This is a genomic window from Pseudomonas sp. LBUM1664, from assembly GCF_059695895.1.
In genome coordinates this window covers 5,250,410-5,264,200 of the sequence record NZ_CP166791.1, presented here as the reverse complement: position 1 = coordinate 5,264,200, position 13,791 = coordinate 5,250,410, and the positions used below count along the sequence as shown (strand labels likewise).

11 protein-coding genes are annotated in these 13,791 nt (G+C 59.4%); 7 read left to right on the top strand and 4 right to left on the bottom strand.

All coding sequences use genetic code 11. The features are described 5' to 3' along the window. Window positions 1–7: 7 nt before the first annotated feature. The 4 genes from ACA047_RS24585 to ACA047_RS24570 all read left to right on the top strand — a co-directional run bounded on the left by ACA047_RS24585 (window position 8) and on the right by ACA047_RS24570 (window position 3,406). Window positions 8–463 carry a flavodoxin gene (locus ACA047_RS24585; RefSeq protein ID WP_497353814.1) on the top strand — a complete coding sequence of 152 codons (456 nt, stop codon included), beginning with the start codon at window positions 8–10 and terminating at the stop codon, window positions 461–463. 163 nt (window positions 464–626) lie between these two features. Then, window positions 627–1,409, top strand: coding sequence for a class II aldolase/adducin family protein (locus tag ACA047_RS24580; RefSeq protein ID WP_497353812.1), 783 nt, complete (start codon window positions 627–629; stop codon window positions 1,407–1,409). Continuing rightward, window positions 1,409–2,311: an alpha/beta fold hydrolase gene (locus ACA047_RS24575; RefSeq protein WP_497353810.1), complete on the top strand. Its 903-nt coding sequence runs from the start codon at window positions 1,409–1,411 to the stop codon at window positions 2,309–2,311. The genes ACA047_RS24580 and ACA047_RS24575 overlap by 1 nt, the downstream gene beginning before the upstream one ends. 183 nt (window positions 2,312–2,494) lie before the next feature. Beyond that, window positions 2,495–3,406 carry an SDR family oxidoreductase gene (locus tag ACA047_RS24570; RefSeq protein WP_497353808.1) on the top strand — a complete coding sequence of 304 codons (912 nt, stop codon included), beginning with the start codon at window positions 2,495–2,497 and terminating at the stop codon, window positions 3,404–3,406. 43 nt (window positions 3,407–3,449) lie between these two features. On the opposite strand, the gene ACA047_RS24565 is transcribed toward ACA047_RS24570, so the two are convergent. From ACA047_RS24565 to ACA047_RS24555, 3 genes are all read right to left on the bottom strand, one after another. Next, complete coding sequence (locus tag ACA047_RS24565) at window positions 3,450–4,217, bottom strand: N-acetylmuramoyl-L-alanine amidase (RefSeq protein ID WP_497353806.1); 768 nt, start codon at window positions 4,215–4,217, stop codon at window positions 3,450–3,452. A 180-nt stretch (window positions 4,218–4,397) separates the two neighbouring features. Next, entirely contained in the window at window positions 4,398–4,649 is a 252-nt protein-coding gene (locus ACA047_RS24560) for a bacteriocin immunity protein (protein WP_497353804.1), read from the bottom strand. Further along, window positions 4,646–6,241, bottom strand: coding sequence for an S-type pyocin domain-containing protein (locus tag ACA047_RS24555; protein WP_497353802.1), 1,596 nt, complete (start codon window positions 6,239–6,241; stop codon window positions 4,646–4,648). The genes ACA047_RS24560 and ACA047_RS24555 overlap by 4 nt, the downstream gene beginning before the upstream one ends. Window positions 6,242–6,876: 635 nt before the next feature. On the opposite strand from ACA047_RS24555, the gene ACA047_RS24550 reads away from it, so the two are divergent. The 3 genes from ACA047_RS24550 to ACA047_RS24540 all read left to right on the top strand — a co-directional run bounded on the left by ACA047_RS24550 (window position 6,877) and on the right by ACA047_RS24540 (window position 12,795). Further along, window positions 6,877–8,670: a DUF1302 domain-containing protein gene (locus tag ACA047_RS24550; protein WP_497353800.1), complete on the top strand. Its 1,794-nt coding sequence runs from the start codon at window positions 6,877–6,879 to the stop codon at window positions 8,668–8,670. Between the two features lie 22 nt (window positions 8,671–8,692). Next, window positions 8,693–10,060 (top strand): DUF1329 domain-containing protein, encoded by a 1,368-nt coding sequence (locus ACA047_RS24545; RefSeq protein WP_497353798.1) that lies wholly within the window; start codon window positions 8,693–8,695, stop codon window positions 10,058–10,060. 185 nt (window positions 10,061–10,245) lie between these two features. Then, on the top strand, window positions 10,246–12,795 hold the full coding sequence (locus ACA047_RS24540; protein WP_497353796.1) for a helix-turn-helix transcriptional regulator: 2,550 nt from the start codon (window positions 10,246–10,248) through the stop codon (window positions 12,793–12,795). A 169-nt stretch (window positions 12,796–12,964) separates the two neighbouring features. On the opposite strand, the gene ACA047_RS24535 is transcribed toward ACA047_RS24540, so the two are convergent. After that, window positions 12,965–13,786, bottom strand: a complete 822-nt coding sequence (locus ACA047_RS24535; RefSeq protein ID WP_497353794.1) for an IclR family transcriptional regulator — start codon at window positions 13,784–13,786, stop codon at window positions 12,965–12,967. Between the last annotated feature and the right edge of the window lie 5 nt (window positions 13,787–13,791).

The following is a 13,791-nucleotide window of genomic DNA, read 5'->3' as shown; positions in this document are numbered from 1 at the left end:
CAGTTTGATGAAAGTCGCCATCCTTTCCGGCTCGGTTTACGGCACCGCTGAAGAAGTCGCCCGGCACGCTGCCAAACTGCTTCGCGATGCGGGCTTCGAAGCCTGGCACAACCCTCGTGCGACCCTGGCGGATATTCAGGCATTCGCCCCAGAGGCTTTGCTGGCGGTGACCTCTACGACCGGCATGGGTGAGTTACCGGACAATTTAATGCCGTTGTATTCAACGATTCGCGATCAATTGCCAGCGCCCTTTCGCGACCTGCCTGGCGCGGTGATCGGTTTGGGTGACGCCAGCTATGGCGATACCTTCTGCGGGGGTGGCGAGCAGATGCGCGAGCTGTTCGCCGAACTGGGCGTGCGCGAGGTGCTGGCGATGCTGCGTCTGGACGCCAGCGAGAGCGTCACCCCGGAAACCGACGCCGAGCCGTGGCTCGGTGAGTTGATCGATGCGTTACGCCGTTGAAGCGGGTGGCCGGGCGCCAGGGCAGGCGTTGCGCTGACCCGCTCGGCCAGTAAGCTGGCTGCCAATGCAACTACCGACCCTGCAAGAGCTGACTAGACTGATCTGCTTGTGTATGAAGTTTTTATAAGCCGATTCGTATAATAAGAAGCCAGAGGTCAGAGCCGTGAGCGTAGCGTCCTTCCAATCGACACTCAGCGTCAAAGAGCAGGTCAGTGCGGCCGAGTGGCAAACCCGGGTGGACCTTGCCGCCTGTTATCGGCTGGTCGCTCTGCATGGCTGGGATGACCTGATCTTCACCCATATTTCCGCGAAGGTTCCTGGCACGGAGGACTTCCTGATCAACCCGTTCGGGTTGATGTTCCATGAAATCACCGCATCGAGCCTGGTCAAAGTCGATCAGGCCGGCAACAAATTGATGGACAGCCCCTACGAGATCAACCCGGCCGGCTACACCATCCACAGCGCGGTGCACGAGGTGCGCCATGATGTGGCTTGCGTGTTGCACACCCACACCGCTGCCGGTGTCGCGGTGTCGGCACAGAAGCAGGGGGTGCTGCCGATCAGTCAGCAATCGCTGTTCGTGCTGTCGAGCCTGGCCTATCACGCTTACGAAGGGGTGGCCTTGAATCATGAAGAAAAAGCACGCCTGCAGGCGGACCTGGGTGATTGCAACTTCTTGATGCTGCACAACCATGGCCTGTTGACGTGCGGCGGGACTGTCGCCGATACCTTCCTGATGATGTTCACGTTCCAGCGAGCTTGTGACATCCAGGTCCTGGCGCAGAACGGCGGCGCCGAACTGATCGCCATCGAGCCGCAGATCCTGGCCGGCGCCCGGGCGATGATTGCCGGGGTGACCAAAAGCAGCCAAGGCATGGGCGGCGCATTGGCCTGGCCGGCGCTGTTGCGCAAGCTCGATCAACAAGACTCTGGGTATAGAAGTTGATGCCACTGACCCAGATTCCCCTGCGTATCTGGCGCCAGCGCGGCCAGACCTTCATGTTCCGCGGCCATGCCATCCGTTACTGGGTGGCGGGGCAGGGCGAACCGCTGTTGCTGCTCCACGGTTTTCCCACCGCCAGTTGGGATTGGCATTACCTGTGGCAGCCGTTGGCGCAGCGCTACCGGGTGATTGCTTGTGACATGCTCGGGTTTGGCGACTCTGCCAAGCCGACGGATCATGTCTACAGCCTTCTGGAGCAGGCGGATCTGCAACAGGCCTTGTTGGCGCACCTGAATGTGAAGCAGGCGGTGCATGTGCTGGCCCACGATTATGGCGACAGCGTGGCCCAGGAACTGATCGCCCGGCATTGCGAAGCGCGCATTCGGGTTGCCAGTTGTGTATTGCTCAATGGCGGGCTGTTCCCCGAAACCCATCGTCCGGTATGGGCGCAAAAACTGTTACTCAGTCCCTTGGGCTGGCTGCTGGGGCGAGCGTTCTCCCGGGAAAGCCTGGTTAAAAACTTTCGCCGGATTTTCGGCCCCAGGACCGGCCCAACCGAAAGTGAGATGGATGATTTCTGGAGCCTGATAGAAACCCATCGCGGTCCGCGGATCATGCACAAGCTCATCGCCTATATTCCCGAACGGCGTGTACAGCGTGATCGCTGGGTGCTCGCGATGCAGCGTGGCGAAGTGCCGTTGCGAGTGATCGACGGGGCGGTCGATCCGATTTCCGGCGAGCACATGGTGGCGCGCTACGAGGCCCTGATCCCGAATCCTGACACCGTGCTGTTGCCCGACATCGGCCACTATCCGCACACCGAGGCACCGAAGCAGGTGCTTGAGCATTACCTGACGTTCCGTGAAGCGATCGCGGTGCCGCACAGACAAATGGCCTGTTCTTGACCACACGCTGTGGGAGCGGGCTTGCTCGCGAAAGCGGCGGTGCGGGCAGCAGAGGAATCAAGTGCCTGCATCATCCCCCCACCTTATCTCCCACCATTCACTCCCAACCGTGTTGATTGTGACCCGCCGATTTGTGCCGGACACTCGTGCTCATTGTCCTATCGGCCTGCTGGGAGTTCTGCCATGAGTGAGTCTGTGCGCTTCGAAGATAAAGTCGTGATCGTCACGGGAGCCGGCGGTGGCCTGGGACGAGCCCATGCGCTGCTGTTCGCCCAACAGGGCGCGAAAGTGCTGGTCAACGACCTTGGCGGTTCGGCTCAAGGGGAAGGGGCCAGCGCCTCGGCGGCGGATCGGGTTGTCGCTGAAATTCGCGAAGCCGGCGGCACCGCCGAGGCCAACCACGACTCCGTCACCGACGGTGACAAGCTTGTGCAGAATGCTCTCGACGCGTTCGGCCGGGTCGATGTGGTGGTCAACAACGCCGGGATTCTGCGGGACAAGACCTTTCACAAAATGGACGACGCTGACTGGGACCTGGTCTACCGCGTCCATGTCGAGGGCGCCTACAAAGTCACCCGCGCCGCGTGGCCGCACATGCGAGCACAAAATTATGGGCGGGTGATCTTCACGGCCTCTACGTCTGGTATCTACGGCAACTTCGGCCAATCCAACTACGGCATGGCCAAGCTCGGTCTCTATGGCCTGACTCGCACCCTGGCCATCGAAGGCCGAAAAAACAATATTCTGGTCAATGCCATCGCCCCTACAGGCGGCACCCGCATGACCGAAGGCCTGATCCCGCCGCAGGTGTTCGAACAACTCAAGCCTGAACTCGTCAGCCCGTTGGTGGTGTACCTGGCCAGTGAAACCTGCCAGGAAACCTCCGGTTTGTTCGAAGTGGGCGGTGGCTGGATGGGCAAGGTGCGCTGGGAGCGCAGCCTCGGTGCCGGCTTCGACCCGAGCAAAGGTTTTTCGCCCGAAGACGTCGCCGCCCACTGGCAGCAGATCTGTGATTTCGACAACGCTGTACACCCGAACGACAACCTTGAAGCATTGAAGGAAATGATGGCGAATCTGCAGCGCTACACCGTTTAACCTCGCGGCCTTGACCCGTTGCCGTCAGCGGCGGCAACGGCGGTCAGGGAAAGTATTTTTTCACCAGCGCCGCCAGGTTCGCAGCGGTTTCGATATCCATTACGCCGTCATATTTCGCCGGACGAAAGTGCAGTTGAAAGGCCCGCACTAAACGCTGAAAGCCCACAGCTGTTGTGGCTGCAGAAGTGTTATAGCCATATTTCTTGAACAGCCCGAGCAGTAGTTCGTGAGTTGGCAAGCCGTTGCATTGGTAGGCCTGCGTGTAGGCCTTTTGCGTGGGCTCATCGAACCAGGCGCCGATTCCCTTCAGATGCAGTGCGTGCCAGGGAAACATCGGGCCAGGGTCGCTTTTCCTGCCGGCAGCAATGTCGGAATGCCCCACCACATTGACCGAGCTGATGTCCGGATAGCGCTTGAGTATGTTCAGCGCCAGGTACTCAATCGCCTCGATTTGCTGAGGCTGATAAGGCGGGAAGGTAAACTGCCCTTGGTTATCGGTGGCGAGGTTGACGATTTCAACGCCAATCGAAGTGTCGTTCAGATTATTGCGTCCGCCCCAACTGCTCAACCCCGCGTGCCAGGCGCGCTGGTTTTCGTCCACCAGATTGAAAATCTGCTGGTCTTTGAAACCGGCTTTCACATAGCTCGGATCGGTGATGTTCGGGATGAGGTAATGGGCGCTGACCGAAGGACCGGTCAATGCGTTAACAGAGTATGAGAAGTTAGCGGCGGTGTAATGAAAGACCAGAAAACGAATTCGGTTGTTGTAACTTTTTTTTGAGCGGTAACTGTTGTAGTCGATTGGCGTCATGACGAACTCACTGAGATTTAAAGTCGAAGCCGAATGCTGCGATCAAACTCAGCCTAACAATGATCATCGGGTTAGCCTGTAGTGAGGGTCTTGGTTTGTTGTAGGAATTGGAGTCGGTTTTTAGGATATATAACGCTGAAAAGACAGAGGCCGCTGCATGGGCAGCGGCGAATGTAGGCATTAGGACTGCTTGAATCCCGGTTTTCCATTGGCGGCGCGCCAGGTTTTTACCTCGTTTACTATTGCTTCTGAACTTTCCTTGCCAGGCTCTGGATAGAATAGTAAATCTGACCCGGCGGGATGCTCTGAGATGCTCTCGAACTCTAGTACTGCGTCGATATCCGCCTCTTCTGTAGGATAATTCCCCTCTGAAATTTCTATTACAAAGGCGAGAAATTCTTTCTCGGTTATATCCGTTATTGATTTTTTCATTGCTTGCGCTCTCTATGAATTTCAATGTGTCTTTTATTCGCGGATGCCCCTTCATAAGGACTATTAAAAACGGTATAGATTGGCGCAATACCCGACTCAATCGGGAACACCGTGACGAACCCACCAAAATCGTAATCCTCCAGCTCCGGATCCTTCCCGACCCACCTGGTTGTGGCCCAGGGGCTCCCGCCCTCATAGAGGACGATATTTGGCACGCTCGATGGCAGTGTCGTGGATGCATCCGTCTCTTTTACGATAGGCGTCCAAGTCATCAAGGTGGATGAGCCATCCGGGCTGTAGGACTTGTAGACGTTGTTGTGGGGGTCGAGTGTCGCAAGCCTGACCGGCACGCTGGAGGGCACCGATGTTCCGTCGGCACCCGCGACGACGAATACCATTTCGCCGTCGGTGGTCATGGAGCCCAGCACAACCGGGAGATTGATTCCTCCTTTCGATGCTGCGACTGCCAGCAAATCATCGGTGTTGGCCGGAGCAAGTTCTGACAGCGGAACACTCAGAGCGTAGCGTTCTTCGTTGCCCAGCTCCGACGGATCAACCAGTGCCGCAAACCATGCAACAGCGGGTAATGCCTTTGCGGCAACTGTTTCTAGGATCGCCGAAACCGCGACACGCAACTCATCCGTAATGCCGGAAGCGGTCGCAGGGTTGGGGGCGAGGCTCCCACCTGCAATTGTAAACACTGGGCCGGCGGCTGCGGCGGAGCCCGATACAGGAAATGTACGGGTAGCCCGGGCTGGTTTACGTGCCTTTTGAACTTCCGCCTGACGCCTCGCTTCCTCCGCGTCCAGTTCTGCAGCATCGGCCCATCTTTCGGCCTCCCATAAGGCCATGGCGGCCTCGTGGGCTTGTTTAGCAGCAATCCGTGCAATCCGTGCTCGTTCTTCAGCAGCGCGTTTAGCCTCGGCTTCGGCGGCCTTGCGCGCCTGTTCCTGAGCCACGCGTTTGGCTTCAGCCTGGGCCCTTGCCCGAGCCTCTGCGGCTGCTTTTGCGTTTGCCTCAGCAATGGCTTTGTTGTGTGTGGCTAAGCGAGCATTCAGTAGTTTGATCTGCTCAGCCAGAAACTTTGCCTCGTAAGCCGCAGCATAAGAGACATTCCACTTAGCAATTGCGTTGTAGTAAGCCCTTTGTCCTCCGCGACGGCCAATGAGCTGGAAACCCTTATGACTAGAGTCTTGAGCTTTGTGGGTCAGTGGATCATGACCATAATAAAGATTGGCTATCCCTATGTGTTCTTGATGATCTGTCCTCGCTTTGAAAAGTTGTAGCTTGAGTGTTCGTAATTCAATCTCGACCGCATCGGTCCCAGGGGGGACCACCGCAGCAACGGCTGCTCTTGTTTTTGCGAGTTCGGCGTCGGTTATAGGAATGATGTTCTGGATGTTTTCGTTGAAGCGTTTCTCGGTAGAGTCATTACTTTCAATCAGCCATTCAATGGCATAGTCAACTGCATCGTATCCACCATCCCAATTGTCGGTTTTTGGCGCAACCCCAGCACTGACTCCGAAACCAAAAGGCGACGAAGGCGTACGCGGTATACCTCTATTTACAAGGATGTTTTTTTCTTTCTGCATATCGATTTCCTTTTCGATCCGCGTATTTGAATAGCCCTGTCGGCACTCAGTGGTTGCAGTCGTTCATGGCTATTTACGTCGTCGCCATCCAATGCGACGAAAAAGACTATAAATTCGATCCCATAAACTGGGCAGGTGAGCGTTTCCGACGGTTATGTAGGAAACAAGAAGTTTTACCTCGGAAATAACCACACATAAAAAAGGCCGCTGCAAAAAGCAGCGGCCTAAGCATGACGTTGCAAAGGAGCTAAAAATCAACGTCAGTGAACACGGGATGTGACGAATTGATGAGCAATCCATCCGAATAACGGTGCGCCAGGCGCGAGGGTCGCCATGGCGACTTTTGCTTGCAGGCCCGTTGCTCTGAAAGCCCGGCCAGCATAGGGATCGCGCACTCCGGGAAACAGCCCGGATCCGGACATGCACTGTTGCAGCGCCCGCAACAGTTCCCAGTGCGTGCCGAACATGCGTTGCGCTGATGGTCCGCTATCCAGCCCGTCCATGCGCCGCGCAAAGCCCCGTCACGCAAGGGCTGTCATCCTTAAGAGGTACAGCGCGAATACCTCCTTGGTGCGCTTATCGCCCGTGGCGCGCGGCAGTAGGGTGAAGCCTCTGTCACTCACCGGGGAAGACGCATGACAACAATAACAATGCGCGCCATCTTCAAGCCGCAGACGCTGGCCGTCGCGGTGGCCTTGGGCTGCTGTGCCCAGGCGCAGGCCGTTTCATTCAACATTGGCGAGATCGAGGGGCAGTTCGACTCCTCGTTGTCCGTGGGCGCAAGCTGGGGCATGCGTGATGCCGACAAGGGCCTGATCGGCACTGTCAACGGCGGCACGGGTCAGTCTTCTACCGGTGACGATGGGCGACTGAATTTCAAGAAGGGCGAGACCTTTTCCAAAATCGTCAAAGGCCTGCACGACCTCGAACTCAAGTACGGCGACACCGGCGTGTTCGTGCGTGGCAAGTATTGGTACGACTTCGAACTCAAGGACGAGAGCCGTCCGTTCAAGGACATCAGCGACAGCAACCGCAAGGAAGGCGCCAAGTCGTCAGGGGCAGAGATTCTCGATGCCTTCGTTTATCACAACTACTCCATCGCCGATTTGCCGGGCACGGTGCGCGCCGGTAAGCAGGTGGTCAGTTGGGGTGAAAGTACCTTTATCGGTAACTCCATCAACAGCATCAACCCGGTGGACGTGTCCGCGTTCCGCCGCCCGGGTGCGGAGATCAAGGAAGGCCTGATCCCGGTGAACATGCTGTTCGCCTCCCAAGGCCTGACCGACAAGCTGACCATCGAAGGCTTCTACCAACTGGAGTGGGACCAGACGGTTGTGGATAACTGCGGCACGTTCTTCGGCAACGACGTGGTGGCTGATGGCTGCACCAGCGGCTACACCGTGGGCAGCCCGGCGATTGCGCCGTTCCAGCCGCTGACTGAAGCGTTCGGCCAGGGCATTCAGGTGTCCAGCGAAGGGGTGATCATTCCCCGTAGCGGCGACCGCGATGCCCGTGATTCCGGCCAATGGGGCACGGCGTTGCGCTGGCTCGGCGATGACACCGAGTACGGCCTGTACTTCATGAATTACCACAGCCGCACGCCCACCGTTGGCACCATCACGGCGGGATCCTCCACGCTGGCAGCCTTGCCGGGGATGGTCGCGATTGCCAACAGTCTGTCCCCCGGCAGCGGTTCGGGCCTGGCGCAGAGCGTGATGCTGGGGCGCGGTCAGTACTATCTCGAATACCCCGAGGACATTCGTCTGTACGGCGCCAGTTTCTCCACCACGCTGCCTACCGGCACCGCGTGGAGCGGGGAAATCAGCTACCGTCCCAACGCGCCAGTACAGGTCAACACCAACGACCTGACCCTGGCGCTGCTCAACCCGATTGCCAGTGGTGCGGCGTCGCCCATTGCGACCACGCCAGGGTCGGATAACACCGGTTACCGGCGCAAGGAAATCACCCAGATCCAGAGCACCCTGACGCACTTTTTTGACCAGGTGCTGGGCGCCGATCGCCTGACCTTGGTGGGCGAGGCGGCGATGGTGCACGTCGGCGGGTTGGAGTCCAAGGACAAACTGCGTTATGGCCGCGATTCGGTCTACGGCCAGTATGGATACGGCGGTGACACCGATGGCTTCGTCACCGCGACCTCCTGGGGCTATCGCGCCCGGGCGATTCTCGACTACCCCAACGTCATTGGCGGGGTCAACTTCAAGCCCAACGTGTCCTGGTCCCACGACGTGGCCGGCTACGGTCCCAACGGTCTGTTCAACGAAGGCGCCAAGGCCATCAGTGTCGGTGTCGATGCCGACTACCGCAGCACTTACACCGCCAGCCTGAGCTACACCGACTTTTTTGGCGGCGATTACAACGTCCTTGAAGACCGCGACTTCCTCGCGTTGAGCTTCGGCGTGAACTTCTGATCTGGCTGACAAGGAAAACCTTATGCGCAAGATGATCCTGCAATGCGGTGCCCTGGCCTTGAGCCTGCTGGCCGCGAACGTGATGGCGGCGGTCTCGCCGGATGAAGCGAACAAACTGGGCACCAGCCTCACGCCACTGGGCGCGGAAAAGGCTGGCAACGCCGATGGCTCGATCCCGGCCTGGACCGGCGGCCTCCCGAAAAATGCCGGCGCCGTGGACAGCAATGGCTTCCTGGCCGACCCGTTCGCCAATGAAAAACCGCTGTTCACCATCACTGCCGCGACCGTGGACAAGTACAAGGACAAGCTTTCCGAAGGCCAGGTCGCGATGTTCAAGCGCTACCCGCAGACGTACAAGATTCCGGTTTATCCGACTCACCGCAGCGTTTCCTTGCCTCCGGAAATCTATGAGTCGGCCAAGCGCAGCGCGCTCAACGTGAACGCCCTCAACGACGGTAACGGGCTGGCCAATTTCACCGGCAACCGCTACTACGCGTTCCCGATTCCCAAGAACGGCGTGGAAGTGCTGTGGAACCACGTCACTCGCTATCATGGCGGCAACCTGCGGCGCGTCATCATCCAGGCCACACCACAGACCAATGGCAGCTTCACGCCGATCCGCTTTGAAGAAGAAATCGCCGTGCCGTTTCTGATCAAGGACGCCGATCCGGAAAAGGCCAGCAACGTGCTGACCTATTTCAAACAGTCGGTGACGGCCCCGGCGCGCCTGGCCGGTAACGTGCTGCTCGTGCATGAGACCCTCGACCAGGTGAAGGAACCGCGCCTGGCCTGGATCTACAACGCCGGTCAGCGCCGTGTGCGTCGCGCCCCGCAAGTGGCCTACGACGGTCCGGGTACCGCCGCCGACGGGTTGCGCACCTCCGACAACTTCGACCTGTTTTCCGGCGCGCCGGACCGCTACGACTGGAAGCTGATCGGCAAAAAGGAAATGTACATCCCGTACAACAGCTACAAGCTCGATTCGCCGAACCTCAAGTACGACGATGTGATCAAGGCCGGCCACATCAACCAGGACCTGACCCGCTATGAATTGCACCGGGTCTGGGAAGTGGTGGGTACGGTCAAACCCAGCGAGCGGCACATTTATGCCAAACGCCACATGTACTTCGACGAAGACAGCTGGCAAGCGGCGTTGGTGGATCACTACGACGGTCGCGGTCAATTGTGGCGGGTGGCCGAAGGTCATGCCCAGTTCTACTACGCCAATCAGAACCCCGGCTACACCCTCGAGGCGCTCTACGACATCATCGCCGGTCGCTACATTGCGCTGGGGATGAAGAACGAAGAGAAGCACAGCTACGAGTACGGCTTCGAAGCCAGGGCCGCCGATTACACGCCGGCGGCGCTGCGTGCGAGTGGGGTTCGTTAAGGCCTTGCTCCCACAGATAATTCTCTCCCCACAGGGTTGCGCCTGACCTGGGATAATCGTGAACGACCGGCAGCGGATTTGCCGGTCGTTTTTTTATGGGCGCCAATCAGCGCGCTGAATACTTCTCCAAAGGTCGGCGGCACAGGACTAGGGTGGTGAAACAATAATAAACAGGGCTTTCGCACATGACCGCCATGACTCCGTGTCCGGACCGTCCTGGATTGCAGCCTCGACTGTCCTCGACCCATGTGCCGCGCCGCTCGTTGAGCGAGCCCCTGCTGACCTCCGAGGCGCGGGTAAAGCTGCTTTGCGCACCGGCGGGCAGTGGCAAGAGTGCGCTGTTCGCCGAATGTTTTCTGCAGGCCCCCGCCGGGTGTCGGGTGCATTGGTTGCCGTTGGGGGGCGCTGCGCTGAGCGCGGTGCAAATGTGCGAGCGGTTGTCGCAAACCCTCGGGCTGTCGGTGATGGATGAAGCAGGGCTGTTGGCCCACCTGGCGCGCTTGCAAACGCCTACCTGGCTGTTTATGGATGATTATTGCCGGGTACCGAATCCCGAGTTGGACCAGTTGCTCGACCGCCTCTTGAGCACCAGCAGTCCGGCGCTGCACCTGTGGTTGAATGGCCGTCGCCGTCCCCACTGTAACTGGCCGCGTCTGCTGCTCGACGACGAGTTGCACGAATTCGACGCACAGGCGCTGGTCTTCACTCATGCCGATGTCCAGCAATTGCTCAGGGACGTGCCTGCCCCGCTGGCAGCCCGCACTGCCCGCGAGGTGATACAGCGCAGCGGCGGTTGGTGCGCCGGGGTGCGCCTCGCTTTGCTTGAGCGTTGTGAATGGGCGCGCAGTCATGCATCGCAGGGGCGGGCCGGGACCTTGCTGGACTACCTGGAGTACGAGTTATTCAGCACGCTGACCCCGGACCTGGCGCAGGCCTGGCGCGTGCTCGCGCATCTGCCGCGCTTCAATGCCCGGCTTTGCGAGCATCTGTTCGGCGACACAGTGGGCGCTGAATGCCTACCCTTGTTACTGGACCTGGGGTGTTTTATCGAACCGTGGGAGCAGTCGACGGATTGGTTGCAAATTTTCCCGGCCCTGGCCCGGCTGGTGCGTGACGAGCCCTGGCCGCAGGGGCGCTCCTGGCATCGACGGGCCTGCCAATGGTTCGCCGCCGAGCAGGATTGGCAAATGGCATTCGAGCAGGCCATGTTGGCTGAAGAGTTCGAGGCCGCTGTCAGTTTTCTGCAGCATTTGAGCTTCGAGCACGTGTTGCAGCGACGCAACGTGGTGCTATTGCTGAACCTGCATGATCAACAAGGCGATGCGCTGACCCTCGGTACGCCGCAATCGGTGGGGTTGGTCACGGCTGCCCTGTTGTTCGCCGGACGCTTCGAGCAGGCGTCGGCGTGCATCGAGCAACTGGCCAGGTTCGTGCCGCAGCCTCAGGCCTGCCAGCAGCGGCAATTGCTGGCACGCTGGCTGGTCTTGCGGGGCTGGCTGCTGCACCTCTCGGGCGATGGCGAACAGGCGCGCGAGCATTTGCTGCAGGCCCAGGCCAGCCTGGATCCAGAGGCCTGGGCCCTACGGCTGCTGTGCCTGATGGGGTTGACGCAGCAGGCGCTGCTCAACGGCGAACTGGCCTCTGCGCAGTGGATCAACCGCCAGGCGTTATGCGTGGCGCGCGCGCAAGGTTCGCTGGTGTTTGAAGGGTTGCTGGAGCTGGACCACGCCCAAGTACTGGAACAGCGCGGCGCGCCCCACCGGGCCGACCATCTGCTGAGCGCAGTCCAGGCGCTGCTCGATAAACCAGGCCAGGACTTTTCTGCGTTGTTGGGGCGTATCGCCCTGCGGCGCGGGCGTCTGGCATTGCGCATGGGGTTTGACGAGCGGGCCGCCGAGCAATTTCAAACAGGCCTGGAAACGGGCCTGCACAGCCAGGACAAACAAGTGCTCTATGGCTTTCTCGGCAAGGCCACCCTGGCCGCCAACACCGGCGACTACGGCGAGGCCTTCATGCAACTGCGCGATGCCGAGCGGATCATGCAGCAGCGGCATATCCCGGACACGGTATACCGTGGCGTGTTGCTGCAAACCAGTTGCCAGTTCTGGTTGCAGCAGGGCCGCCCGGAACTGGCCTATGAAGCCCTGACCCGAGTCTTGCGTCATTTTCGTGGACCGCAGGCCAGGCACGCGCCGCCCGCGACCCTGGAGTTGATTCCGCGACTTGAATATCTGTTGGTACTGAGCGAGGTCTACCTGCATCGGGCACAAGACCCGCAGGCTCGCCTGAAGGCGATGATCGTCCAGGCGCAGCGCTGTGAAATGCATGGCCTGGAAACCGAGCTGCATCTGGCGCTGGCTGAAGTCGTCTGGTTATCCGACGATCGATCCCAGGCTCGACCGCTTGTGCAAGAGGGGCTCAAGCGAGTCGCCTGTTGGCGGGCGCAGCAAGCTTTGTGTGAGCTGCGCTTGCGCCAGCCCGAATTGTTGGATTGGGCGCAATCGGCAGAGCAGATCGAGCCGCCAGTCGCTACCGAAGAAGCGTTGCTCAGTCACCGTGAATTGGAAGTCCTGGAACTGATTGCCCAAGGTCATTCCAATCAGCAAATTGCCGAACGGCTGTTCATATCGTTGCACACTGTAAAAACCCATGCGCGTCGGATACACAGCAAGTTGGGTGTGCAGCGGCGTACACAAGCGGTAGCGAAGGCTAAAGTCATGGGGGTAATGGGGTAGATTGAAATAGTCGTCGTCTGAACAGCTGGCTGAATATCTATTGGGCCATTTCAATAATAACGATATTCCCTACCACACGAAGGGCAATCACCAAGCTGTTTATACCCTCGCCTTCAGTGGCGAAGACGAGCATCTGCATCCGCAACTGACTACCGCTCACCTCAATGATTTAGTGATCAGGATTGTCCCGGGTTTCCTGATCTGATCCTGAGCCAGCCTCATACCCCATCCGCCAACTCACGGCTCGGGTCGCCGCCAACAGGCGTTGCGCCGCCGGGCCGTTCTCGTCGGCGTGGAACAGTGAGGTCGGGCCGACGATGGTCACCACTGCCGTCACCTGGCCGACCGCATTGAACACCGGAGCGGACAAGGCATCCACCCCCGGCATCAGTAAGCCATGCACATGATGCAGCCCGCGACTGCGGATCTGCTCGCACACGGCGGCATAGGTCCGGTCGTCGGCCAGGGCATGGCTGCTGGTGGCCTTCACTTCCTGTTCACGCAGCCCGATGGTCTCGCGCTCCGGCAGATAGGCGCTGAAAACCAGTCCTGTGGATGAACTGAGCAGTGGCAACACCGAACCCAGTTGCGTCACCACGGTCACGGCCCGTACGGCGGGTTCGATCCGCACCACGGTCGCGCCGTGGTTGCCCCACACCGCCAGAAAACAGGTTTCGTTCAAGTCGTCACGCAACTCGGCCAAGGGCAGGGCGGCCACTTGCAGCACGTCCATGCCGTTCAACGCTGCCAGGCCCACGCGTAAGGCTTCGCGGCCCAGGCCGTAGTGGTTGGTGGCAGCGTTCTGTTCGGCGAAACCGCTGGCGATCAAGGCTTGCAGGTATCGATGAACCTTGCTCGCCGGCATTTGCACGTGTTCGGCCAGGCGCGACAGTGACGTGGAGGGAGACAGTTCGGCCAGGGCCTTGAGGATGTCGGTGCCGACCTCAGCGGAGCGGACTTTCTGTTTACCGTTGCTGGGCAGGTTTTCCATGGAGG

Excerpts from the sequence above, each read along its gene's own strand:
- ACA047_RS24555 (WP_497353802.1), bottom strand. The coding sequence starts at position 6,241 with ATGCAGAAAGAAAAAAACATCCTTGTAAATAGAGGTATACCGCGTACG.
- ACA047_RS24545 (WP_497353798.1), top strand. The coding sequence starts at position 8,693 with ATGCGCAAGATGATCCTGCAATGCGGTGCCCTGGCCTTGAGCCTGCTG.
- ACA047_RS24540 (WP_497353796.1), top strand. The coding sequence starts at position 10,246 with ATGACCGCCATGACTCCGTGTCCGGACCGTCCTGGATTGCAGCCTCGA.
- ACA047_RS24575 (WP_497353810.1), top strand. The coding sequence starts at position 1,409 with ATGCCACTGACCCAGATTCCCCTGCGTATCTGGCGCCAGCGCGGCCAG.
- ACA047_RS24550 (WP_497353800.1), top strand. The coding sequence starts at position 6,877 with ATGACAACAATAACAATGCGCGCCATCTTCAAGCCGCAGACGCTGGCC.
- ACA047_RS24585 (WP_497353814.1), top strand. The coding sequence starts at position 8 with ATGAAAGTCGCCATCCTTTCCGGCTCGGTTTACGGCACCGCTGAAGAA.
- ACA047_RS24560 (WP_497353804.1), bottom strand. The coding sequence starts at position 4,649 with ATGAAAAAATCAATAACGGATATAACCGAGAAAGAATTTCTCGCCTTT.
- ACA047_RS24535 (WP_497353794.1), bottom strand. The coding sequence starts at position 13,786 with ATGGAAAACCTGCCCAGCAACGGTAAACAGAAAGTCCGCTCCGCTGAG.
- ACA047_RS24570 (WP_497353808.1), top strand. The coding sequence starts at position 2,495 with ATGAGTGAGTCTGTGCGCTTCGAAGATAAAGTCGTGATCGTCACGGGA.
- ACA047_RS24565 (WP_497353806.1), bottom strand. The coding sequence starts at position 4,217 with ATGACGCCAATCGACTACAACAGTTACCGCTCAAAAAAAAGTTACAAC.